General features: G+C 32.4%; 24 protein-coding genes. 13 read left to right on the forward strand and 11 right to left on the reverse strand.

Annotated features, from left to right (window positions below; genetic code table 11):
* Positions 1-120: 120 nt before the first annotated feature.
* Positions 121-1,128: a DUF6695 family protein gene (locus tag WPG_RS09825; RefSeq protein ID WP_045471942.1), complete on the forward strand. Its 1,008-nt coding sequence runs from the start codon at positions 121-123 to the stop codon at positions 1,126-1,128.
* Here the strand turns inward: WPG_RS09825 and apaG are convergent.
* From apaG to WPG_RS09840, 3 genes are all read right to left on the reverse strand, one after another.
* Positions 1,125-1,511, reverse strand: a complete 387-nt coding sequence (apaG, locus tag WPG_RS09830; protein WP_045475426.1) for a Co2+/Mg2+ efflux protein ApaG — start codon at positions 1,509-1,511, stop codon at positions 1,125-1,127. The genes WPG_RS09825 and apaG overlap by 4 nt on opposite strands.
* Positions 1,512-1,571: 60 nt before the next feature.
* Positions 1,572-2,948: a pyridoxal phosphate-dependent decarboxylase family protein gene (locus WPG_RS09835; RefSeq protein WP_045471944.1), complete on the reverse strand. Its 1,377-nt coding sequence runs from the start codon at positions 2,946-2,948 to the stop codon at positions 1,572-1,574.
* A 73-nt stretch (positions 2,949-3,021) separates the two neighbouring features.
* Positions 3,022-4,269 (reverse strand): DUF5103 domain-containing protein, encoded by a 1,248-nt coding sequence (locus tag WPG_RS09840; protein ID WP_045471947.1) that lies wholly within the window; start codon positions 4,267-4,269, stop codon positions 3,022-3,024.
* Between the two features lie 161 nt (positions 4,270-4,430).
* Between WPG_RS09840 and WPG_RS09845 the strand changes: the two genes are divergently transcribed.
* Genes WPG_RS09845 through nqrF form a run of 6 tightly spaced genes read left to right on the forward strand, consistent with a single transcriptional unit; the run spans position 4,431 to position 10,508 of the window.
* Complete coding sequence (locus WPG_RS09845; RefSeq protein ID WP_045471950.1) at positions 4,431-5,780, forward strand: Na(+)-translocating NADH-quinone reductase subunit A; 1,350 nt, start codon at positions 4,431-4,433, stop codon at positions 5,778-5,780.
* Positions 5,780-7,006, forward strand: coding sequence for an NADH:ubiquinone reductase (Na(+)-transporting) subunit B (locus tag WPG_RS09850; RefSeq protein ID WP_045471954.1), 1,227 nt, complete (start codon positions 5,780-5,782; stop codon positions 7,004-7,006). The genes WPG_RS09845 and WPG_RS09850 overlap by 1 nt, the downstream gene beginning before the upstream one ends.
* Positions 7,007-7,008: 2 nt before the next feature.
* The gene (locus tag WPG_RS09855) at positions 7,009-7,758 is read left to right on the forward strand and encodes a Na(+)-translocating NADH-quinone reductase subunit C (RefSeq protein ID WP_045471956.1); all 750 of its coding nucleotides are present in this window, start codon (positions 7,009-7,011) and stop codon (positions 7,756-7,758) included.
* A gap of 3 nt (positions 7,759-7,761) precedes the next feature.
* Positions 7,762-8,394: an NADH:ubiquinone reductase (Na(+)-transporting) subunit D gene (locus WPG_RS09860; RefSeq protein WP_045471958.1), complete on the forward strand. Its 633-nt coding sequence runs from the start codon at positions 7,762-7,764 to the stop codon at positions 8,392-8,394.
* 50 nt (positions 8,395-8,444) lie between these two features.
* Complete coding sequence (gene nqrE, locus WPG_RS09865; RefSeq protein WP_084221560.1) at positions 8,445-9,182, forward strand: NADH:ubiquinone reductase (Na(+)-transporting) subunit E; 738 nt, start codon at positions 8,445-8,447, stop codon at positions 9,180-9,182.
* 12 nt (positions 9,183-9,194) lie between these two features.
* On the forward strand, positions 9,195-10,508 hold the full coding sequence (gene nqrF / locus WPG_RS09870; protein WP_045471962.1) for an NADH:ubiquinone reductase (Na(+)-transporting) subunit F: 1,314 nt from the start codon (positions 9,195-9,197) through the stop codon (positions 10,506-10,508).
* 207 nt (positions 10,509-10,715) lie between these two features.
* Here nqrF and WPG_RS09875 read toward each other — a convergent pair whose 3' ends face one another.
* Both WPG_RS09875 and WPG_RS09880 read right to left on the reverse strand, forming a co-directional pair.
* Positions 10,716-10,889, reverse strand: a complete 174-nt coding sequence (locus tag WPG_RS09875) for a hypothetical protein (protein ID WP_171817172.1) — start codon at positions 10,887-10,889, stop codon at positions 10,716-10,718.
* A 54-nt stretch (positions 10,890-10,943) separates the two neighbouring features.
* Positions 10,944-12,380 carry an SLC13 family permease gene (locus WPG_RS09880; protein WP_045471967.1) on the reverse strand — a complete coding sequence of 479 codons (1,437 nt, stop codon included), beginning with the start codon at positions 12,378-12,380 and terminating at the stop codon, positions 10,944-10,946.
* A gap of 57 nt (positions 12,381-12,437) precedes the next feature.
* Here WPG_RS09880 and WPG_RS09885 point away from each other — a divergent pair, with 57 nt between their 5' ends.
* The 3 genes from WPG_RS09885 to WPG_RS09895 all read left to right on the forward strand — a co-directional run bounded on the left by WPG_RS09885 (position 12,438) and on the right by WPG_RS09895 (position 14,790).
* A complete protein-coding gene (locus WPG_RS09885) occupies positions 12,438-13,304 on the forward strand; it encodes a DUF4846 domain-containing protein (RefSeq protein ID WP_045471970.1) in 867 nt (288 codons plus the stop codon).
* A gap of 20 nt (positions 13,305-13,324) precedes the next feature.
* The gene (locus WPG_RS09890; protein ID WP_045471973.1) at positions 13,325-13,702 is read left to right on the forward strand and encodes a hypothetical protein; all 378 of its coding nucleotides are present in this window, start codon (positions 13,325-13,327) and stop codon (positions 13,700-13,702) included.
* 80 nt (positions 13,703-13,782) lie between these two features.
* Positions 13,783-14,790, forward strand: a complete 1,008-nt coding sequence (locus WPG_RS09895; RefSeq protein WP_045471977.1) for an FAD:protein FMN transferase — start codon at positions 13,783-13,785, stop codon at positions 14,788-14,790.
* 95 nt (positions 14,791-14,885) lie between these two features.
* Here WPG_RS09895 and WPG_RS09900 read toward each other — a convergent pair whose 3' ends face one another.
* The 4 genes from WPG_RS09900 to gpmI all read right to left on the reverse strand — a co-directional run bounded on the left by WPG_RS09900 (position 14,886) and on the right by gpmI (position 18,523).
* Positions 14,886-15,650, reverse strand: coding sequence for a class I SAM-dependent methyltransferase (locus WPG_RS09900; protein WP_045471980.1), 765 nt, complete (start codon positions 15,648-15,650; stop codon positions 14,886-14,888).
* 1 nt (position 15,651) lies between these two features.
* Positions 15,652-16,470 (reverse strand): type I methionyl aminopeptidase, encoded by an 819-nt coding sequence (map, locus tag WPG_RS09905; protein WP_045471983.1) that lies wholly within the window; start codon positions 16,468-16,470, stop codon positions 15,652-15,654.
* A gap of 93 nt (positions 16,471-16,563) precedes the next feature.
* Positions 16,564-16,962, reverse strand: coding sequence for a BT0820 family HAD-type phosphatase (locus tag WPG_RS09910; protein ID WP_045471986.1), 399 nt, complete (start codon positions 16,960-16,962; stop codon positions 16,564-16,566).
* Between the two features lie 43 nt (positions 16,963-17,005).
* Positions 17,006-18,523 (reverse strand): 2,3-bisphosphoglycerate-independent phosphoglycerate mutase, encoded by a 1,518-nt coding sequence (gpmI, locus tag WPG_RS09915; RefSeq protein WP_045471989.1) that lies wholly within the window; start codon positions 18,521-18,523, stop codon positions 17,006-17,008.
* A 265-nt stretch (positions 18,524-18,788) separates the two neighbouring features.
* Here gpmI and WPG_RS09920 point away from each other — a divergent pair, with 265 nt between their 5' ends.
* Positions 18,789-19,184 (forward strand): ankyrin repeat domain-containing protein, encoded by a 396-nt coding sequence (locus tag WPG_RS09920; RefSeq protein WP_045471992.1) that lies wholly within the window; start codon positions 18,789-18,791, stop codon positions 19,182-19,184.
* A gap of 46 nt (positions 19,185-19,230) precedes the next feature.
* Here the strand turns inward: WPG_RS09920 and WPG_RS09925 are convergent, their stop codons facing one another.
* Positions 19,231-19,998 (reverse strand): M48 family metallopeptidase, encoded by a 768-nt coding sequence (locus WPG_RS09925; protein WP_045471995.1) that lies wholly within the window; start codon positions 19,996-19,998, stop codon positions 19,231-19,233.
* Between the two features lie 152 nt (positions 19,999-20,150).
* Here WPG_RS09925 and WPG_RS09930 point away from each other — a divergent pair, with 152 nt between their 5' ends.
* Positions 20,151-20,576 carry a GNAT family N-acetyltransferase gene (locus WPG_RS09930; RefSeq protein WP_045471998.1) on the forward strand — a complete coding sequence of 142 codons (426 nt, stop codon included), beginning with the start codon at positions 20,151-20,153 and terminating at the stop codon, positions 20,574-20,576.
* 3 nt (positions 20,577-20,579) lie between these two features.
* Here WPG_RS09930 and pepE read toward each other — a convergent pair whose 3' ends face one another.
* Positions 20,580-21,287 carry a dipeptidase PepE gene (pepE, locus tag WPG_RS09935; RefSeq protein ID WP_045472001.1) on the reverse strand — a complete coding sequence of 236 codons (708 nt, stop codon included), beginning with the start codon at positions 21,285-21,287 and terminating at the stop codon, positions 20,580-20,582.
* A gap of 134 nt (positions 21,288-21,421) precedes the next feature.
* Here pepE and WPG_RS09940 point away from each other — a divergent pair, with 134 nt between their 5' ends.
* Complete coding sequence (locus WPG_RS09940) at positions 21,422-22,240, forward strand: carboxypeptidase-like regulatory domain-containing protein (RefSeq protein ID WP_045472003.1); 819 nt, start codon at positions 21,422-21,424, stop codon at positions 22,238-22,240.
* Positions 22,241-22,244 lie beyond the last annotated feature (4 nt).

Genomic DNA, 22,244 nt, shown 5'->3' on the forward strand with positions numbered 1-22,244 from the left:
ATTTTGAAAGTGCAAAGGTACGATATTTATGAGATATTATTTATTTGAAACGTTATAGTTGTGTGAAGATTACATCTGTATTTTTTTGTAAGTTGCCGTCTGAAAATCGACAACAGAACTATGTCCAAAAATGATGCTTTTATTCTAACGCTTGCCTATCCTGAAACTATTGTATCTCATGCAGAAGAATGGTATTCTAAGTTTCTGCGTTTTTTATTTGTGGGCAGTAAGAAGCATGTTAGAGCTGGTCATGCAGCATTAGTATTAATAAATAAGAAAACAGGTGTTTTAGAATATCACGATTTCGGAAGGTATATTACATCATCTCCTAATGGACGTGTAAGAGGAAGGGAAACAGATTTTGAGTTAAACTTTCCTATTAAAGCAGAAATCGAAAAAGACAAAATTCAAAATTTAGATGATATTTTAAAGTTTTTAGCAACGCATCCAAAGTTGACTCATGGTGATGGTCATCTATACGCGTCAGTTTGTAATCGTGTGAATTATGATTTAGCACGAACTCATATTACTGAAATGCAACATCACGATTTTATTAGATATGCGGCATTTATTGAGATTGCTTGCAATTGTGCTCGGTTTGTGACAGATGCGTTGATTGCTTCAGCAACCCATTCAAATATTAGAAAGCGTTTAAAAAACTCTAAATGGTTTACTCCAAGTACTATTGGTAATGTCATTATTGCTGATACAGAAAACTTTGTTTATGTAGTTTCAGAGGTAGGAGAAATTAACGAATTTGATTCTACTGTAAGTAGAGAGAATAGACGCTTGTTTTTAGATACACTTAAAGGTTATAACCCAAGTTTAGTTGGTACACTTAAGCCAAAACATAATGAGGTGAAAGCTGAACATGCACAATGGCTATCTGGTATTGCTGCAGGTGCTTGGTTTGAAATTTATGATTTAGATAGTAAAACAGAATACAGATTTAAGCGTGTTTCACCATATGGTAATATTGATTGCGATGGAATTTATAAATTAAATACAGAAGGTTTTGATATTAATTTAGAATACCAATTTATTCATTATTCAAATTGTGCATTCTTTCACATAGAACAAGGTTCTACACAATACAAATTTGATTTTATAAAAAATTATGAATCTTAGTTAAGCGCAAAAGGAGCACTTAATTTAAAGGTAGGGATATAAACCTTAAACTTATTAGCTTTGGTGAAATTGACCATGTTATAATGGCCACGCATAGCTCCAAATGGTGAAGTTAATAGACAGCCGGAATTATAAGTGTGAGACTCACCAGGTTTTAAAACTGGCTTTTTACCAATAACACCTTCTCCTTCAATTATTTCTTCATTGTTGAGAGCATCAAGAATTTTCCAGTGTCTTGTATTAAGTTGAACAGAATCTTTACTCTGGTTCTCAATAGTTACTTTATAACCAAAGGCGAAGTGCACTTTATAGTTCTTATAAAATGTACCTTCAAAATTGGTTTCCACAGAAATCTTAATTCCGCTTGTAACTTGTTGTACCATTAAATTCATTTAGAGTCTGCTAAAATAGCATAATTTTTGAATGAAAGCTTTATCCTAACGTTAAGAAGCAGATAATTTTAACATATATTTAGAAACAAAGGCTTCTAAAGACATAAAAAAGGCTAAAATATCTTCTTTTTCTAAAATAGTGTTTATAGTCACCATACGTACAAATTCATTATTTTGGAATTTACCAAAACCAACCATGAGTTCAGAATTTTCATAAAGTGCTGTGCATAATTCATTTGCTGGTATACCTTTATAATTAAAGCATACAGATATCGAATCTTCAAAACTGTATAGTGTATAGTCTTTGTGATTATTTATATAATCCCTTGCAACTTGTGCCATTTCGAACTGCTTGTTGACAATTTGTTCCAGTCCTTTTGTACCAACTGATTTCCAAAGTGTCCATATTTTTAAAGCATCATTACGTCGTCCACATTGTAATGAGGTTTTTCCTAAGTTAAAATCATCACCATCGGTCTGGTATAAATAATCGGCTTCGTTAGAAAATGAATGATGAAGTTGTGTCTTATTTTGCGTTACAATTATTGAGCAACTTAATGGCGTGCCCAACATTTTATGAGCATTGATGCTAAATGAATTTGAATGTTCTAAGCCTTTAATTAAGTGTTTATGTTTTTCACTGAAAATTACTCCACCACAATACGCTCCATCTACATGCAGCCATAGATTATGTTTTTTACAAACCTTGCTTACGTCTTCGTTGTTATCAAAAGCACCAAGTACTGTTGTACCAGCTGTTGCGTTTACAAAGAAAGGTTCAAAACCAGCATCAATATCTTTTAGAATTAATTCGTCTAAATGTTCTGATAATATTTCTCCTTTATCATTTGTATCTACCATTCTCACATTATTTCTACCAATCCCAGTTAGTGCTGCATTTTTAGAAATTGAGTAGTGTGATTCCTTTGAGGTGTAAGCAGTCATCGCCTTAGAAAGACCTTTTGCTCTAATGGATTCGTTTTTATGATCTCTTGCCATAATTAGAGCCATCATATTACTCATTGAACCACCTGGAGCTATTGTGCCATCGCTATCTTCAGAATAACTAGCAAGCCTACAAATGTTTCTAAGTACTTGTTTTTCAATACCTACTTGTGGGCCAGCTACCTTGTAGGTATACATACTATTATTAAACATAACAGCTAATAAATCACCAAGTGTTGCTTTGCTGATTCTTCCTCCAAAAAGTTGATTAAAAAACGATTTTGAAGCTGTTTTTGGAGTGCTTTTTATGATGTCTTTTAAAATAGTCTTTAAGTCATCATCTATGAGTCCTTCACTATTTAGTGATAAATCTAATTTTTGATATAATTCTGATGTAGCAATAGGTTTTGCAACGGGTCGACTCAATTCTGCTTCAAAAAGTGTGTCGCATAATTCAGAAAAAAGGGCAATATCATTTTGCATATTAGATATGTTTAAAAAGAAAGCGAAAAGGTAAAAAGAAATTTAGTCTAAATAGATATAAAACCTTACAGAATTAATTTGAAATATTGACAGAAGATGCATCGCCATATCCAATAAGACGATCGAATCTAGCACCCAAATCTCTGTAATAAACTAGGACTTTGTAATTATTTTCAGTTTGCCAAAAATTACCACTTATAGCACCTTCATCTAATTCTTTGGTTGATTTGTCTACAGCTACATGTTTGTAATTATAAAACCCTTGCTTTAATCTTAATATACATTCGTATCGACCACTTTCAGAATTATATTGCATTTTTGTAAAATCTTCAATAGCAAATGCATTGAAGTTGCCATATATATGTACATCTTTATCTTTAAACTCATCATGTAATAGAGAAAAGTGAATTATTGTATAATCTGCTTCTACATCGACATTTGATCTATCAATAGCAGTAATTTGAAAGTTTCCGTTGATGTCTGGATTATAGGTGTAAGGCCTATCTTTTCTAGAAATATTGGTATATAAATAATTATGATAAAGTTCTTTTAAATCTATAAATTGAACTCCAACATTTGCAGCTCTAACATCCTTGTTTTCAAAAAAGATGTATTCATTTCCGCCCCAAAATGCCGATTCAGTATCATATCGGTATATAAGTTCATTACCTAAAGTGTATTGCGGTTTTAAGTCTGTAATGGCAGTATTGAGGTTATTGTTTTGTATGATTGCAGTTTTAATGGTTTCTAAAGGGTTATTAAAATTAATCCTTTTGGTAGAAATGACGATGTCTACAGATTGCTTTTCAGCAATTGCTTTGACATCTCTAGAACGCTTTACTCGAGCTCCAACATTAACTAAATCTTCATAAATCATAAATTTTCTACTGAACATCAGTTCATCATAATCATCATAAATTGAAATCATATAGTTACCACTTTTTAATAGGCCTCGAGTCTGTAAGTTTGGAATTCTTAAATCGTAATGAGAATAAATTTGATATGTGTTAAACGAATTTTCATAAGTTAAAATTCTTTGATTATCCAAACCTTTTAAATATTCAGATTTCACTAAAGTAGATGGTGTCCAATCAAAATTAAAATGTTCTATGACGTAATAGAAATCTTCTTCGTCACCAGTAAGTGCATCGAATTCTAATTGAAGTTGCTCACCTAGTTTTAATATAGGCAGCTGTCCTTGAGTTGTGTTACTTTTAAACGTAATCGTTTTTATAAAATCTGGAGGACTAACTTCATTAGCTTGGGCTATTAAAAATACTGGCACTATTAGAAGTGATAAGGTGTAAAGGCTCTTTTTCATTATTAATTTTCTGTTGCGCATAAAGATAATCAAAATCTATGCCTTAAAATATTTAAGTTATTTATAACCACTATAAATAAAAAAGATGCGTTAAATTGAAAATTATTTAAGCATTAATTCGTAAATTTGCACCGATTTTTAGATAACTAATCTTTAAGTATATGTCAAAAGACATCAAAATTAAAAAGGGTTTAGATATAAAGTTAGTCGGTGAAGCCGAGCAAACTACAGAAAATGCTATTATTAGTAACTTCTATTCTATAAAACCCGAAGATTTCCACAGTATTATCCCAAAACTTGTTGCAAAAGAAGGTACGCGTGTTAAAACAGGTGAGACTTTGTTTTACAATAAAGATAATGAAGCAATGAAGTTTGTGTCGCCAGTTTCTGGTGAAATAATTGAAGTTCAACGTGGTGAAAGACGTCGTATAGACGCTATTAAAATTACAGCTGATAAGGAACAGAGTCATGTAGATCATGGAAAATTTGATTTATCATCAGATGCGGAGAAAGTAAAATCGCATTTGCTAGCTTCTGGTTGTTGGGCTTTTATAAAACAACGTCCTTACGATGTTGTTGCAAAAGCAGATAGTAAGCCAAAAGCAATATTCGTTTCAGGTTATGCAAGTGCACCATTAGCTGCCAAATTGGATTATACTTTAGCTGGTAAAGACGCTGAGTTACAAGCTGCAGTTACGGCATTATCAAAATTAACTGATGGTGGAGTTCATATTTCTGTAGGAAGTACAAGTTCACCATTAGCAAATTTAAATGATACTACAACTTATAAAGTATCTGGACCACATCCTTCAGGTAATGTTGGAACTTTAATCAATAAAGTAAGTCCTATAAATAAAGGAGAAGTCGTTTGGACGGTTAATGCCCAAGACTTGGTTATTATTGGTGAATTGCTATTAACAGGGAAATTTAACGCTGAGCGCATTGTTGCTTTAGCAGGTTCTTCAGTTAAGAAGCCAAGATATTTTAGAACTAAGATTGGTGCTGAAGTATCTACAATGGTATACGATAATGGTGTTGAACAAGGTGCTAATGATCGTATCATCTCAGGAAATGTATTATCAGGAAAACATGTGCAACCTGATGGTAATTTAGATTATTACAGTAATGTGATTACTGTAATCCCTGAAGGTGACGATTATGAATTCTTTGGTTGGAATAAACCAGTTTTTAATAAAGTGTCTACATCTAGAGCTTTGACCTTTTCTTGGTTAACTCCGAAAAAGAAGTTTGCTCTAAATACTAATACAAACGGAGAGCATCGTGCATTTGTAACTACAGGAACTTACGAAGAAGTATTTCCTTTAGATATTTATCCAATGCAGATTTTAAAAGCCTGTATGTATAAAGATTTAGACGAAATGGAAGCTTTAGGAATGTACGAAGTTGCACCTGAAGATTTCGCACTAACAGAATTTGTTTGTGTGTCTAAACAACCACATCAAAAAATTATAAGAGAAGGATTAGACTTAATGCTTAAAGAGATAGGATAATGGGTTTAAAACAGAATTTACACAATTTTAAAGAGAAGAATAAAGACAAGAAATGGCTTCCTGGATTTAATGCTCTTTTTACGTTTTTATATATGCCTAATGAGACTACACATAATGGTACTCATATTAAAGCTGCAGATGATTTAAAGCGTACAATGAATACAGTAATCATGGCATTAGTACCATGTTTAATATTCGGAATGTTTAATGCTGGTTATCAGCATTATTTAGCACAAGGGTTAATAGAATCTGCTGACGGATTTTTAGGTTCTTCTTTTTGGACATGGGATAACTTAGTTATTGGTCTTTGGAAAGTATTACCATTAGTAGCTGTGTCTTATGGAGTTGGTTTAGCAGTAGAATTTGTATTCGCAATTATAAAAGGACACGAAGTAGAAGAAGGATATTTAGTAACAGGTATGTTAGTTCCATTAATTGTACCAATCGACATTCCATTATGGATGTTATCCGTAGCAGTAATCTTTGGTGTAGTTATTGGTAAAGAAGTTTTTGGAGGAACAGGAATGAATATTCTAAATCCTGCATTAACAATTCGTGCATTCTTATTTTTCGCATATCCAACTTGGATGTCTGGTGATAAAGTATGGGTACATGGAGCTGTAGAACGAGATCAGATGATTGCTGCAGGTCAGAATGTAGATGCTATTTCTGGCGAAACATTACTAGGAGCTTACGCTCAAAATAGTTCCTTATCTGGAATTGATTATTGGGATATGTTTTGGGGAATTATACCAGGTTCTGTTGGTGAGACCTCAAAATTCTTAATTATAATAGGTGCTCTTTTCTTAATATTTGCTAAAATTGGAAGTTGGAGAATCATGTTAAGTACTGTCGTGGGAGCCTTAGTAATGGGCTTAATATTTAATGGGGTCGTTGATGCTGGTTGGATTGGAGAATCAAGTAAATTTTACGGATTAATGAGTGTTCCATTCTGGCAACACTTAATAATTGGAAGTATTCTGTTTGGTGCAGTTTATATGGCTACAGATCCTGTAACGGCAGCTCAAACCAATAAAGGAAAATGGATTTATGGATTTTTAATAGGATTTATTTCTATTATGATTCGTGTATTCAATCCAGCATATCCAGAAGGTGTATTCTTAGCTATTCTATTAATGAATGTATTTGCACCAACTATTGACCATTATGTGGTACAGGGTAATGTGAAGAAAAGAATGAAACGTGTAATAGTTAAAGCAGCGTAATCATGGAACAAAGAACAGATAAAAATTCATATACTATAATTTTTGCCATAGGGATGGTACTAGGTGTAGGTGCTTTATTAGCGTTTTTGGCATCATCTTTAAAACCGATGATTACTGAAAATGAACGTTTAGAGAAACAGCAAAACATCTTATATGCAATGGGTGTTAATGATAATGATGAGTCTAGTGCAACTTTTGTGTCTACAGCAGATGCTCCAGAATTATTTAATCAGTATATCAAACAACAATTAGAAGTTCAAGGTGGTAAGCCCGTTGAAAATGATCAAGCCTATTTAATTGATGTAAAGAAAGAACAAGCTAAAGCTAAGAATGGTGAAACAAGACGTTTACCGCTATTTGTAGGCGAGAAAGATGGTAATACATTCTATATAGCACCAATACGTGGCAAAGGTCTTTGGGATGCAATATGGGCTTATGTTGCTTTAGATGAGAATATGGTTGTTCAAGGTGCCTTTTTCGACCATAAAGGTGAAACACCAGGTCTAGGTGCAAATATTAAACAACGTTTTTTCATGGATGATTTTATTGGTGAACATTTATTGTCTAGCACAGGTGCTTTTAAAGGTATTAATGTTGCTAAAGGAAATGCAGATCCAAAGAATAATGATAAAACAGATAATGAGGTTGATGCTATTGCAGGCGCTACAATTACAGGTGATGGTGTTACAGCTATGATCAAAAAAGATTTAAAGTTGTATCTGCCGTATTTTGAATCTTTAAAAGGTAAGTAAGACATGGGAAAAGACAGTAAATTAATATTAGACCCATTAACAGATAATAATCCAATTACAATTCAAGTATTGGGTATTTGTTCTGCATTGGCAATTACTGCAGAACTCGAAGCATCTATTGTGATGTCTATCTCAGTTCTATTTGTATTAGGAGTAGGTAATGTTGTTATTTCTTTAATGAGAAATATCATTCCTTCAAAAATTAGAATTATTGTACAACTTATTGTTGTAGCAACATTAGTAATTATTGTTGATTTGGTATTGAAAGCCTTCGCATATGAATTAAGCAAAACCTTATCTGTATTTGTTGGATTAATTATTACCAACTGTATTATTATGGGACGTTTTGAAGCTTTTGCTTTAGGTAATGGACCATGGAGATCATTTTTGGATGGTATTGGTAATGCTTTAGGATATGGTGTAATCCTTATTATAGTCGGATTTTTCAGAGAGTTATTAGGGTCTGGTACTTTATTAGGTTTTCCAGTGTTAGGAGATCCAATTGAAAAAACCGGATTATATAGTATAGGTTATGAGAATAACGGTTTTATGTTATTGTCACCAATGGCACTTATAGTTGTAGGTATTATTATTTGGGTACAACGTAGTAGAAATAAAGCTTTAATTGAAGACTAAAAATTGAATTGTCATTCTGAACTTATATCAGAATCTCAAACTAAAAATATATGGAACATATAGAATTATTTTTTAAATCGATATTTATAGATAACATGGTATTTGCCACATTCTTAGGAATGTGTTCTTACCTAGCTGTATCCAAAAAAGTATCAACAGCTGTTGGTTTAGGTGCTGCCGTAATATTCGTTTTAGCGATTACCGTGCCTTTAAACTGGCTGTTAGATCAATATATATTACAACCAGGAGCATTATCTTGGTTAGGTGATGACTATGCTGGTTATGATTTAAGCTTCTTGTCGTTTATTATGTTTATTGCTACCATTGCAACTATGGTTCAATTGGTAGAAATAATAGTTGAGAAATTCTCACCATCGTTATATAACTCATTAGGTATCTTTTTACCATTAATTGCTGTAAACTGTGCCATATTAGGTGGTTCATTATTTATGCAATCTAGAGAAATAGAAACTTTAGGATTAGCTTTAAACTATGGAATTGGATCTGGTATCGGATGGTTCTTAGCCATTTTAGCAATTGCAGCTATAAGAGAAAAAATCAGATATAGTAATGTGCCACCAGCTTTAAGAGGTTTGGGTATTACATTTATTATTACAGGTCTAATGGCTATTGGGTTTATGAGTTTTGGAGGTATGTTGACAGGCGGAGACGAAGAAACAAAGCCTGAAGATAATTCAACTGCTATTGAAATAATAAAAGAAGATATTAAACAAGAAGAAGCTAAATATAAGTCTAACTTAGAGATAGCTGAAAATACAAACAAGTAATTGATTAGTATGATGATATTAGCCGCAAGTACAATCGGAACTATAGTTGCAACAGTAGCTGCTTTTTTAGTAGTAACATTATTATTAGTTGCTTTGTTATTATTTGTAAAGCAAAAATTATCACCATCAGGTCCTGTTAAGATTTTGATTAATGGTGAACGTGAAATTGAGGTAGCCTCAGGAAGTACTTTACTATCTACCTTAGGTGGAAATAAAATTTTCTTACCATCTGCATGTGGTGGTGGTGGAACATGTATTCAATGTGAATGTCATGTACTGTCTGGTGGAGGTGAAGCACTGCCAACAGAGACTCCTCACTTTTCTAGAAAAGAATTAGCACATGGTGCACGATTATCTTGTCAAGTAAAAGTAAAGCAGGATATGGAGATTACCATTCCTGAAGAGATTTTTGGGATTAAAAAATGGGAAGCAACAGTAGTTTCTAACTATAATGTAGCAACATTTATTAAAGAATTTATTGTAGAAATCCCAGAAGATATGGGCTACAAAGCAGGTGGTTATATTCAGATAGAAATTCCTGAATGCGAGATTAAATATGCTGAAATGGACGTTACAGCACATCCTACAGATCATCCAGGTGAGCCAGATAAATTTAAATCAGATTGGGAGAAATTTGGATTATGGCCTCTAGTCATGAAGAATTCTGAAACTGTTGAGCGCGCTTATTCTATGGCTTCTTACCCAGCTGAAGGACGTGAGATTATGCTTAACGTTCGCATCGCTACACCACCTTTTGATAGAGCAAAAGGCGGATGGATGAACGTAAACCCAGGTATTGCTTCGTCTTATATATTCAATCAGAAAGTAGGTGATAAAGTAACAATCTCTGGACCTTATGGAGAGTTCTTTATTAATGAATCTGACTCTGAAATGTTATATGTTGGTGGTGGTGCTGGTATGGCTCCAATGCGTTCACATTTATATGAATTATTTAGAACATTAAAAACAGGTCGTAAAGTAACATATTGGTATGGAGGACGTTCTAAAGCTGAACTTTTCTATATCCATTACTTTAGAGCCTTAGAAAAGGATTTTCCTAACTTTAAATTCTACTTGGCTTTATCAGAACCACTTGAGCAAGATAATTGGAAAGTGAAAACAGATATTAATGATGAAGCTGGAGACGGATTCGTAGGCTTTATTCATCAAGTGGTAATAGATCAATATTTATCTAATCACGAGTCACCAGAAGATATAGAATTATACTTCTGTGGACCACCATTAATGAATCAGGCGGTTCAAAAAATGGGTGAGGATTTTGGCATCCCAGATGAGCATATTAGATTTGATGATTTTGGTGGATAAACACTAAGATTTACATAGATTAAAAAAGCCAACTCAATTGAGTTGGCTTTTTGTATTACTTATATTCCATAATCAAAAATACAGCAGTGGTTTCTCCAATATTTAAAACCTGATGTGAGGTGATTTCTTCATTACTAAAGCTATATCCAGTCGGTACATCTACTTCTCTTGTTCCAGTAGTATCTGTGATTCTAAATTTTCCACCAGCTAGTGTATAACCAAAATGGGATTATGATGGTGTTTTTGATGACCAATATTAGGTGCAAAAGTACATTTTAGTACTCTTAGCTCTTGATTATCTTCTAGTACTTCGCAAACAGATTGTCCATTCCAGCCAGCCTCCAGTGGGTCAGGTAAATCATTACTTTTCTTGCAACCCAAAACGAAGACACCTAAAAGTAAAATGACAATAATATTTTTCAATAGATTCTAATTTTAAAATACAAGAGGAATAAAAAATTGAAACATAAGAATAAGTAATGCTACAGCAATTAAATTTAAAATAATGCCAACACGAGCCATTTGATGTACCTTAACAAAACCACTTGCAAAAACTATGGCATTAGGAGGCGTAGCCATAGGCAGCATAAAAGCACAACTACTAGCCATGGTTACAGGAATAAGTAGGTATAGTATAGGAATTTCTAGACCGATTGCTATACCTGCAACAACAGGGGCAAGTACTGCTGTAAGTGCTACGTTGCTCATTAATTCAGTCATAAACAGCATTAATATGATAAGCAAAGATTCTGTAAATAAAATACTGATTTCACTATTAGAAATTGTAGTTGCAACAATATCTACAATTCCGCTAGCTGACATACCTTTGGCAAGTGCCAAACCACCTCCAAAAAGGATTAAAATTCCCCAAGCTAACTTTTGAGTATCCTTCCATTCTAGGATAAAATCACCTTGTTTTAGGTTGTGGGGAATAGTAAATAGTGCTAATGCTCCCAAAATACTAATCATAGTATCTGTTAAACCTAAATTTGGAAAAATATTATTAATTATTGTTCTAAAAATCCAAAGCGACACAATAATTGCAAACGTTAGAAGCACTTGTTTTTCTTTGGGTGAGATCTTACCTAACTTATTTAATTCGTCTTTTATTACTGTATTTGAAGCATCAAAAACTAAATCTTTATTTGGAAATAACTTAATTAAAACAAAATATATAATGGTAATTAAAGTCGCAGAGAACGGAAGTCCAATCAGCATCCAATTTAAAAACGAAATTTCAATGCTATACTCATTTTCTAAAAGACCAATAAGAACAGAATTTGGAGGTGTGCCGATCACAGTGGCAATACCACCAGCATTTGCTGAAAATGCAATACCAAGCATCACACTAAGCGCAAAATTTTGATCTTTTTTGGTAAAACCATCTTCATCACTTATCAGTAAGTTAATAACTGACATAGCTATAGGAAGCATAACAACTGTACTCGCCGTATTACTAATCCACATGCTCATAAAAGCAGTAGCAATCATAAACCCAAGAATAACTTTATTTGGTGTGGTGCCTGTTAACTTTATAATACTAAGTGCAATACGTTTATGAAGATTCACTTTCTCTAATGCTAACGCCAAAACAAAACCACCAAAAAACAGAAAAACTATTGGACTTCCGTAATTTGCACCAACATCAGCTATAGGCATCACTTTAAATAATGGGAATAGTAATAAAGGAAGCAATGATGTTACTGATATAGAAACAGCTTCGGTAATCCACCAGATAACCATCCATAGAGCCGTCGCGATAACGGCATCAGCTTTATCTGAAATAAGTTCTAAAGACGAAATTTGAAGAATTAAAAATAGTAGAGGTCCTAAAAAAAGACCTAGACTTTTAGATAAAGGATGATGTTTCATTGATAGTAAAAATAAAAATTAAATACGAAAACAATAAATTTTAGCGTTTTAGACGATATGAAAAAAATATTAGGTATATCTGGTTTATTTGTCTTAGCTATATGTTTTGGATACTATTTTCTACAAGAAAAAAAAGTGGCAGAGTTGGCTAATGTTGTAATTGAAAAGCCAATTTTAATAAATAAGGATAGCCTAACCATAAGATCTAGAGTTAATGCTCCTGAAGGTTACAAACGCATAGACTATAGGAAAGGAAGTTTTGAAAACTATCTCAGAAACTACAAACTAAAACCCTTCGGAAGTAAAATTATAAACTATGATAATTCAGAATATTATTGGCAAAGAGGCCATATAGGTGTTTTAGAAATCTCTGTGCCTAAAAATGGACTGCAACAATGTGCAGATGCATTAATTAGAATTAGAAGTGAATACCTTTGGGATAACGATAGAAAAGAAGAAATTGGTTTCAAGTTCACTTCTGGTCATTATTGTTCATGGTTTAAATATGCTGAAGGATATCGTCCTAAAATTAATGGTAGCAAAGTAACATTTCATAAAACTGCTACTGCCAACACTTCAAAAGAAAATTTCTATAAGTACATAAATTTAATCTACATGTATTCAGGTACATTATCACTTTTTAATGAACTAAAATCCATTGATGCTAAAGATTTAAAAATTGGTGATATGCTTATTAAAGGTGGTTCACCTGGTCATATTGTTATGATTACTGATGAGGTTGTTAATGATAAAGGAGAAAAGCTATTCTTATTATTTCAAGGTAATACACCAGCACAGAGTGTACACTTGGTTAAAAATCTTGAAGACGATATTATTTCTCCTTGGTATCAATTAAAAAATGATGCCGTTATTCCTGTTTCAAACTACACGTTCGGCAGCGCGAAATTTGTTCGTTTTAAGTAGCTTCTTCGTATCTTTGTTAAATGAGTAAACCTTTATCTCCACAAGAAGTACATAATCTTGCAATGAATCATGTAGGCAAAGATTTAGAAGCTCGTGGTTTTGAGTTTGTAGCCATTAATAGCAAGTTAAAGAGACATCCTCAATTTGTTTGCATTGATAAAAACAGCCAATACTTTTTTGTTGTAGTAAGAGCAGTCATACTTCCCGAAAATCCTAACAATTATGATGTTGTTTGGATGGAAACTTTTAAGAAACATGCTTACGAAAAGGACGCTAAAGTTTTGTATGCTGGAGTTGGTCTAGGTAATCCTAAAGGTGAAGATTTTCCAATCTATTTAGATGAAGAATATCTAATTGAGTATAATGGTATCCAAGTTATTGAAATGAATTTGAATTAATTTAAATACCTTTATAATACAAGTTAATGGCTTCACAGAAAGAGGTGAACTTATATCAATTCACAAAAAAGTAGCAATCAATGAATAATTACACTACATTAAAAAAATTGCAAATAATTAGAATTACTTTATTAGTTCTTCTATTAACTTTCGTTTTTAACTGCACTAGTGAACCAAAAACAATAAAAGTATCTGGAGTTGTTTTTGGAACTACTTACTCTGTGATTTATTTAGGTCAAGAAAACCACAACCAACAATTTGATAGTTTGTTTAATGTTATTAATCAATCTATGTCAACTTATATTGAAGATTCAGATATTTCTAAACTAAATAGAAATGAGGATGTTGAGGTTGACAAACATTTTAAACGCGTGCTTAAGGCGTCAAAAGAAGTCTACAGAAATTCTGAAGGTGCTTTTGATCCATCTATAGGTAACGTTGTAAATGCTTGGAATTTTGGTGCTGAGGAAAATAAATTTTTAACAGATAGCACCATTATTGATAGTCTTATGAAATTTGTTGGGTTAAATCGCATAGGTTTGATAGGTAATAAAATAAAGAAGCCAAAAGAAGCTTACATAGAATTTAATGCTATAGCTAAAGGCTATGGTGTAGATGTAATTACCGAATTTTTAGAAACTAAAGCAGTTAATAATTATTTGGTCGAAATTGGAGGAGAGGTAAGAGTTAAAGGTGAAAATATTGAAAAGAATTCACCTTGGCGTATTGGACTAGACGAGCCACGTTTTGATGGTGGACAATCAGTTTATAAAGCAATAGAGTTAAAAGATGAAGCAATGGCGACTTCTGGCACTTATCGTAAATTTAAAATTGATAAAAATGGAAATCGTTATGCACACATCATCAATACAAAAACAGGTTATCCTACTAAAACAAGTATATTGAGTGTTTCTGTTATTGCGCCAGATTGTACGACCGCAGATGGATATGCAACGGCATTTCAGGCTATGGGAATTGAAAGAGTGACTTGGTTTTTAAATTCACATCCAGAATTGAAAGCTTATTTTATCTATGAAGATGAAGCTAAGAATTTGCAAACTTTGAACTTAAATGATTTTCCTGAATAATAAATGTGACCTATCAAAAATAGCAGTGTCTTATAAGTGCTATTAACTACTATTTATAAAAAAAGTTGTGCCTTGTTCGTTTGGTGCAGCTTTTTTTATTTAAAGACTACTGGAATTATTTCTCCTTTTGCTAATCGGTATTCGTTAATTTGAGAATCTGTAAGACGAGATGTGTAGTCTACTTTTTTAACTTTAAAACCTATTGAACGTAACTTGTCAAAATAATCGCGTCCATAAACTCTAACGTGGTCGTATTGACCAAATATTTTTGCGCGTTCTGCTTTATCAGTTATTGTATCGTCCTCAAAAGTTGTTTCACGATTTAAATCTTGAGGAATTTGAAAAATTCCATAGCCACCTGGTTTCATAACACGATATAATTCTTGCATAGCTTTAGTGTCATCAGGTATATGTTCTAGTACATGATTGCAAAGAATAATATCATAACTGTTATCTTCAAAAGGCAAATCACAAATATCGGCTTTAACATCAGCGATTGGTGATAATAAATCTGTTGTGGTATAGTCTAAGTTATTTAACTGTTTAAAACGCTTAAGAAAACATTGTTCTGGTGCAAAGTGTAATATTTTTTTTTCGGCAGAAAAAAAATCAGTTTCATTTTTTAAGTATAACCAAAGTAATCGGTGTCGCTCTAATGATAGCGTAGATGGTGAGAGAATATTTGGCCTTTGTTTCTCGTATCCGTAAGGTAAAAATGTTTTGAAACTTTTATTGTCAATAGGATCTGTATAGGTCTTTCCTTTTAAAAAGAATGCTAATAAAGGTCTAATAATATAACTAAGCCTTATTAGAATTGGCCTAGGTATGAGGTTTAGAAAAAACTTAAAAACTGATTTCATCTTAAAGCACTAAAGCCTTTTGTCGAAATGCATCCTCTTCATCAGAAGTTATCCCTAAGGCTTCATGAACATATGCAAATGTCGATAAAATCTCTGGCTTGCCATCTACAATAGCAATATCATGTTCAAAATGAACACTAGGTTTTCCGTCTTGTGTAACTATAGTCCAACCATCTTTTAGTTGTTTTACTTTGTGAGTTCCCATATTTATCATTGGCTCAATGGCAACAACCATACCTTCAATAAATTTCTTGCCTCTTCCACGTCTTCCATAGTTTGGCATTTCAGGATCTTCATGCATCTTACGACCTAAGCCATGACCAACTAATTCTCTAACAACACCATATCCTTCTTTTTCACAATATTGTTGTATAGCATAACCGACATCACCAACACGATTTCCAACTTTCAATTGATTGATTCCTACGTAAAGCGACTCCTTAGTAACTTGAATTAATTTTTTTGTCTCTTCAGCTACATTTCCAATTTCATAAGTATAGGCATGATCTCCGTAAAAACCGTTCATTAAAGAACCACAATCGATAGATACAATATCACCATCTTTTAAAGGTACATCTGTAGGAAGCCCGTGAACAACAGCTTCATTAACACTACATAAAAGTGTTGAAGGACAATCGTATAAACCTTTAAACCCTGGTAAAGCACCATGATCTCTAATAAACTCTTCGGCAATTGTGTCTAAGTGATTGGTTGTAACACCTTCTTTAACTTCTTTAGCTAACATGCCCAAAGTTTTAGATACAATAAGTGCACTTTGACGCATTAGTTCTATTTCTTCCTTGGTTTTTACAATAATCATTGTTGAAAATTTTAATGCGCAAAGATATGTAATTCTTAGTACAGTTAGATTAATCTTGTTTTAATGTTAGAAGAGATAAACTGGACTATTCTATTAAAATTGCCACCACTTTTTCCTTGGAGTATTAATATTAGGTTCTTCATTGGTAATCATTTGGTAGACTTCACCCCAACCAAGAACACCACCAATATTACGGTCATCTATAAAAAGATCTGCGTGGATTTTTCGACTTCGAGATTCATCGAATTTTTCCTCAGGGAAGCTTGCATTTACAGCATAAAAATCAATACCGTTTTCTTTGCAAAAATCTACAGCTTCTTGTAATTTGTTACCACTTCTGTAAGTCCATAAGATTAGCCTATGACCATCTTGTTGCAGTCTTTTAAGCGTTTCAAATGCAAAAATGCGTGTTTTGCCAATTCCAGGATAACCATCTTCTACAATGGTTCCATCAAAATCAACTGCTATTATTAATCTGTCCTGAAAATTCATTTTTTATACTCAGTATTAGGTAAAGGTACAATAAATTCTTACCTTAAATAAGACTATGTTGTGTCATACTTTCTGGTTGTGGTACTCCGATTAATTTTAAAACTGTCGGAGCAATATCGCCTAAAATTCCATCTTTAATAGTTTTTAAATCTTTATCTATTAATATAATAGGAACTGGGTTAGTCGTATGAGCTGTATGAGGTGATCCGTCTGGATTTACCATTGTCTCACAATTGCCGTGATCTGCAATTAATATGGTGGTGTAGTCATTTTTTAATGCGGTATCTATAACCTCTGTTACACAGGTGTCAACTGCTTCACAAGCTTTTATTGCTGCTTCCATTGAGCCTGTATGTCCAACCATATCTCCATTAGCAAAGTTGAGGCATACAAAATCTACTTCACCTTTCTTAAGTTCTGGAATTAATGCATCCTTTAATTCAAATGCACTCATTTCTGGTTTTAAATCATAGGTAGCAACTTTTGGTGAGTTTCTTAGAATCCTTGTTTCACCTTTAAATGGAGCTTCTTGTCCTCCAGAAAAGAAAAATGTAACATGAGGATACTTCTCAGTTTCGGCAATACGTATTTGTTTTTTATTATGTTTTTCTAAAATTTCACCCAAAGTCTCAGATAAATTATCTTTATTAAAAACTACATTTATGCCTTTGAAATTATCGTCATAATTAGTTAAAGTAACATAATGAAGATTTAATTTGTGCATGTTGTATTCATGAAAATCTTTCTGTGATAAAGCTTCTGTTAATTGACGTCCGCGATCAGTTCTGAAATTGAAGAATATAACCACATCGTCATCCTTAATAGTTGTTATTGGATTTTTATATTCATCGATACTAACTAGAGGTTTTATAAATTCATCAGTGATGTCGTTTTCATAATTATCCTGAATAGATTTTAGGATATTTTGCGTGTGAGTTCCATTACCTTCCACTAATGCATCATAAGCTAATTTTACACGTTCCCAACGTTTATCTCTGTCCATCGCATAGTAACGTCCAGTAACTGTAGCTAACTTACCAGTAGTTTTATTTAAATGATCCTCTAATTCTGATATAAATCCATATCCCGATTTAGGATCTACGTCTCTACCATCTGTAAAAGCATGGACAAAAACATCTTCTAAGCCATAATCATTAGCAGCATTAACTAAACCAAAAACATGGTTGATGTGTGAGTGAACACCTCCATCACTTATTAAGCCTAACAAATGAACATTCTTGTTATTTGTCTTTGCATATTCAAAGGCATTTTTTAAAACCTGCTCTTCTTGAAGTGTTTTGTTTTTAACAGCTAGATTTATTTTAACTAAATCTTGATATACGATTCTACCAGCACCTAAATTCATGTGTCCAACTTCACTATTACCCATTTGTCCTTCAGGTAAACCAACATGAAGCCCATCGGTTCTTAAACTAGCACTTGGGTATTTTGTATAAAGCGAGTCAATATATGGTGTTTTAGCATTGTCAATAGCAGAAACTTTAGGGTCAGGTGATTTTCCCCAACCATCTAAAATCATTAAAATAACCTTCTTGTTCATTTGAAAAATTTTATTGTATTCAAAGATAACATATACTATAGTATAACAAATTTGTAAACCATAAAAAGTTGAAGCATTATATCTATTTTAAATCTAAAGGATAATACTGTTAACAAAGAACAAACTTTTGGGAAAGCCTTAACAGATTTGTTTCTAGACCGTTAAAAATATGTTATATAACTTTTTTTAGTGTAACACTTTAAAAGTTATGTCGTCTCTTTAGTATATCAAAAAACAAATCAATTAAATTTTAAAATCTTTCATCATGAAAAAATCAGTAGTAGTTTTAGCCTTAGCATTAGGCTTTTCAATTAGTAATTTAAATGCATCAAATGAAGTTTTAACATCAGATGTTAATGAAGCAATTGTAAAAACAGTAGAAGTTAGTCCTTTATGTAAAGCAGTTGCAAAAGGAAATGTTGAAGAAGTAAATAAGCTTATTGCAGCTGGTGCGAATGTTAATGCCAAATCTAATGGTATGCAACCTATCCATTATGCAGCAAAATATAATAGAGTAAACCTTATAAAAGTTTTAATAACTGCAGGTTCAGAAATTCATACACCTTGTGATAAAGGATATACCGCTTTAAGACACGCAAAAAAAGCGAAAGCTAACGATGCGGCACAGTTCTTGAAACGTTTTAAAAACAAGAATGTCTAGGAGTAGACAATTATTTGAGTTAGTTAGTCAAGAAAACGCATCTTATTTAAGATGCGTTTTTGTATTTCTTAATAGCTTCTCTAATTTTTTCTATGCGATTTTCGGGATCAGGATGTGAACTCTGAAATTCAGGAACACGATTTGGACCTGCAGCTGCTTTTAGAATTTCCATGACACCTACCATTTCTTCAGGATTATAACCTGCTTTCATCATTAATAATACTCCAAGTTCGTCACTCTCTAATTCGTCACCTCTACCATTTTTTAATAATTGACCTTGCCCAAATTGTTGTGCAAGTCCTCCCATATCAATCGCTGAGCTTCCCATCGCTAATACTTTCCAGAAGTTAGCATTACTAATTCTTTCGTTAGAGTGTTTACCTAGTACATGACCAATTTCGTGACCTAGAACACCAGCAAGTTGATCTTGGTTTTCTAATTTAGAAAATAGTGCGAAAGTAATAAAGATCTGACCTCCTGGTAATGCAAAGGCATTGATGGTATTTTCATCTAATAATAAATGAAATTCATATTTATAAGGAGTGTCCTTTGCGATACTGCTATTAACTAGTTTATTACCAATATCATCTACTAAGGCCTGATAATCATTTCGTGGATGTAAACCTCCATGTTGCTGAGCCATTCCTGGTGCACTCTGTAGACCAATAGCTATTTCTTCTTGAGGCGATAAAGAAATGGCTTGTTTCTTACCTGTATATGGGTTAACTTCTTCTTGACTACATTTTCTTAAGAATGCAAATGCAGCTACTGCTACAAAGATTAAAATTCGAATTTTAATGCTACCTCTTCTCATAATGATTGTATTAGTGGATTCAATTTACAAAAGTTTGACACAAAATTTATTGTAAAGTCATGGCTTTTGTAATAAAAAATCTAAATTTTTAATTTTTTTCAATTATGAAGAACAGCCTAAAAGATTTATTTTTATCGTAATCTTAATAAGATATGAACTATAGTTTTAGAATTATTCCCAATGATGACTTACATCATGTCATACCTTTAGTGTATGAATTAAATGAAGGAAAAGTCAGTAAAGATTTGCTTCAATCTCGATTTAATGAAATGAAAGATCAAAATTATGAATGTGCAGGTATTTTTGATACTGATGAATTAATAGGCGTTACAGGATTATGGTATTGCACACGTCATTATGTTGGTAAGGCAGTAGAATTAGATCATGTTTATATTAAACTAGAATATAGAAGTAAAGGGCTTGGAAAACAATTTATAAATTGGATTAACGAATATGTGAAAAAGAAAGGGTGTAATTCGATGGAGTTAAATACATATGTGCAGAACTTTCCGTCTCACAAATTTTACTATAATGAAGGCTACGAAATTTGGGGCTATCATTTCTTTAAAAATATTTAAATCTTACTTTAAAAAACTGAGTTCAGAATTTGTTTCTATTTCGTAAGGATCTTTATTATACTCAAAAATTCTAGCGTCTAGTTTCCCTTTTAGAGTTAGTTTATAATCTTTTATTTCTATCCAACTACCTTCTCGCAATCCAATTACAGGTTGAGTCTTAAATGCATGGAATTCTTTAATACGTGTTTCACGTGTTTCACCCATATGTGTACTACCAACAATTGGATCTAAATAATGCGGATTTATATTAAAAGGTACTAAGCCCAAAGTTTTAAAACTAGGAGGATATGTAATTGGCATATCATTAGTTGTATTCATGGTTAAACCACAAATATTACTACCAGCACTAGTGCCTAAATATGGGGTGCCATTATTAATAGCATCTTTAATTGCTACTAAAACATCTTTCTTATATAATTGGTTGACTAATACAAACGTATTACCACCACCAACAAAGATACCTTTGGCGTTATTTATTGCATCTTTTGGGTTTTCAAATTGGTGAATACCTTTTACTGATTTTCCAATGGAATTAAAAGCTTTTGCAACATTTTTGGTGTAATCATCGTGTGATATACCTCCTGGTCTTGCATAGGGAATAAAAAGAATGTCTTCAATATTTTTAAAATGAAGCTTAAGTTCTTCTAAAAGATATTCTAAAGGTCCACTTCCATGAAGGGTTGATGTGCTTGCAATTATGACTGATCTCATCTGCTAAATTTTCTTTTTAATGCAAAGAAAGTTAAACTTTTTTAAACTTTAGTTTTTTGTTTTAACAAACATTTACCAAGAGATTGTTATGAGAATTAAAGAATATACCCGAAATTTATTACAATAATTTAAGTATGAAAAAAACTTTACTATTTGTATTCGGTTTATTTACAATAGCTTCCTTCTCACAAGATGTTAAAAGAATAGAGATTAAAGGCTCAGTAATTGTTGCAACTCAAGATAAAGAAGGTGTTACAGTATACAATTCTTCATCTAATAAAGGAACAACAACAGACGAAAATGGCGATTTTGAAATAAAAGTTGGATTAAATGATATTGTAGAATTTGGTGCGCTACAGTTCAAAGACTTTAAAGTAACTATAAATGAAAACGTCATAAAGTCTAAGCAACTAACCGTTATATTAGTTGAGGAAGTTAATAAATTAGATGAAGTTGTAATCTTGCCGTTTGGTCTTACAGGTAATTTAGATGCTGATTTAGAGAATGTAAGAACCTATAATGTAAGTTTAGATGATGTATATTTTGGTTTAGATCATATTAGTGATTTTGAATTTTCTCCAGATTATAAAACAAAGGCAGATAATTTAGCATTTAATGAGTACAATCCTACCATGGGTAATATGCTTAATGTAGTTAATCTAGCAGGGTTTTTGGTAAGTCAGATTGTAGATTTTGATGGAGATAAGGATAATACAACACAAGAAAAAGAAGTTGCTAAAACCCCTTTTAAAAAAGCCTTAGATCAGTATAGTGTAAATTATATGCACTCTAATTTTAATATTCCTCTTAATAAGGTTGATGCATTTATTCATTATGTTGAAAAAGAAGGTATTGATGAAACTTTGTTAGAAAAAGACAAAGAAATGCAGTTTTTAGAACGTATTACGCAGCTTAGTAAATCCTATCTAAAACTTGAGAGTGAAAAAGATTAGTCTT

Origin of the sequence: Winogradskyella sp. PG-2, from assembly GCF_000828715.1 — a bacterium.
Lineage (GTDB): Bacteria > Bacteroidota > Bacteroidia > Flavobacteriales > Flavobacteriaceae > Winogradskyella.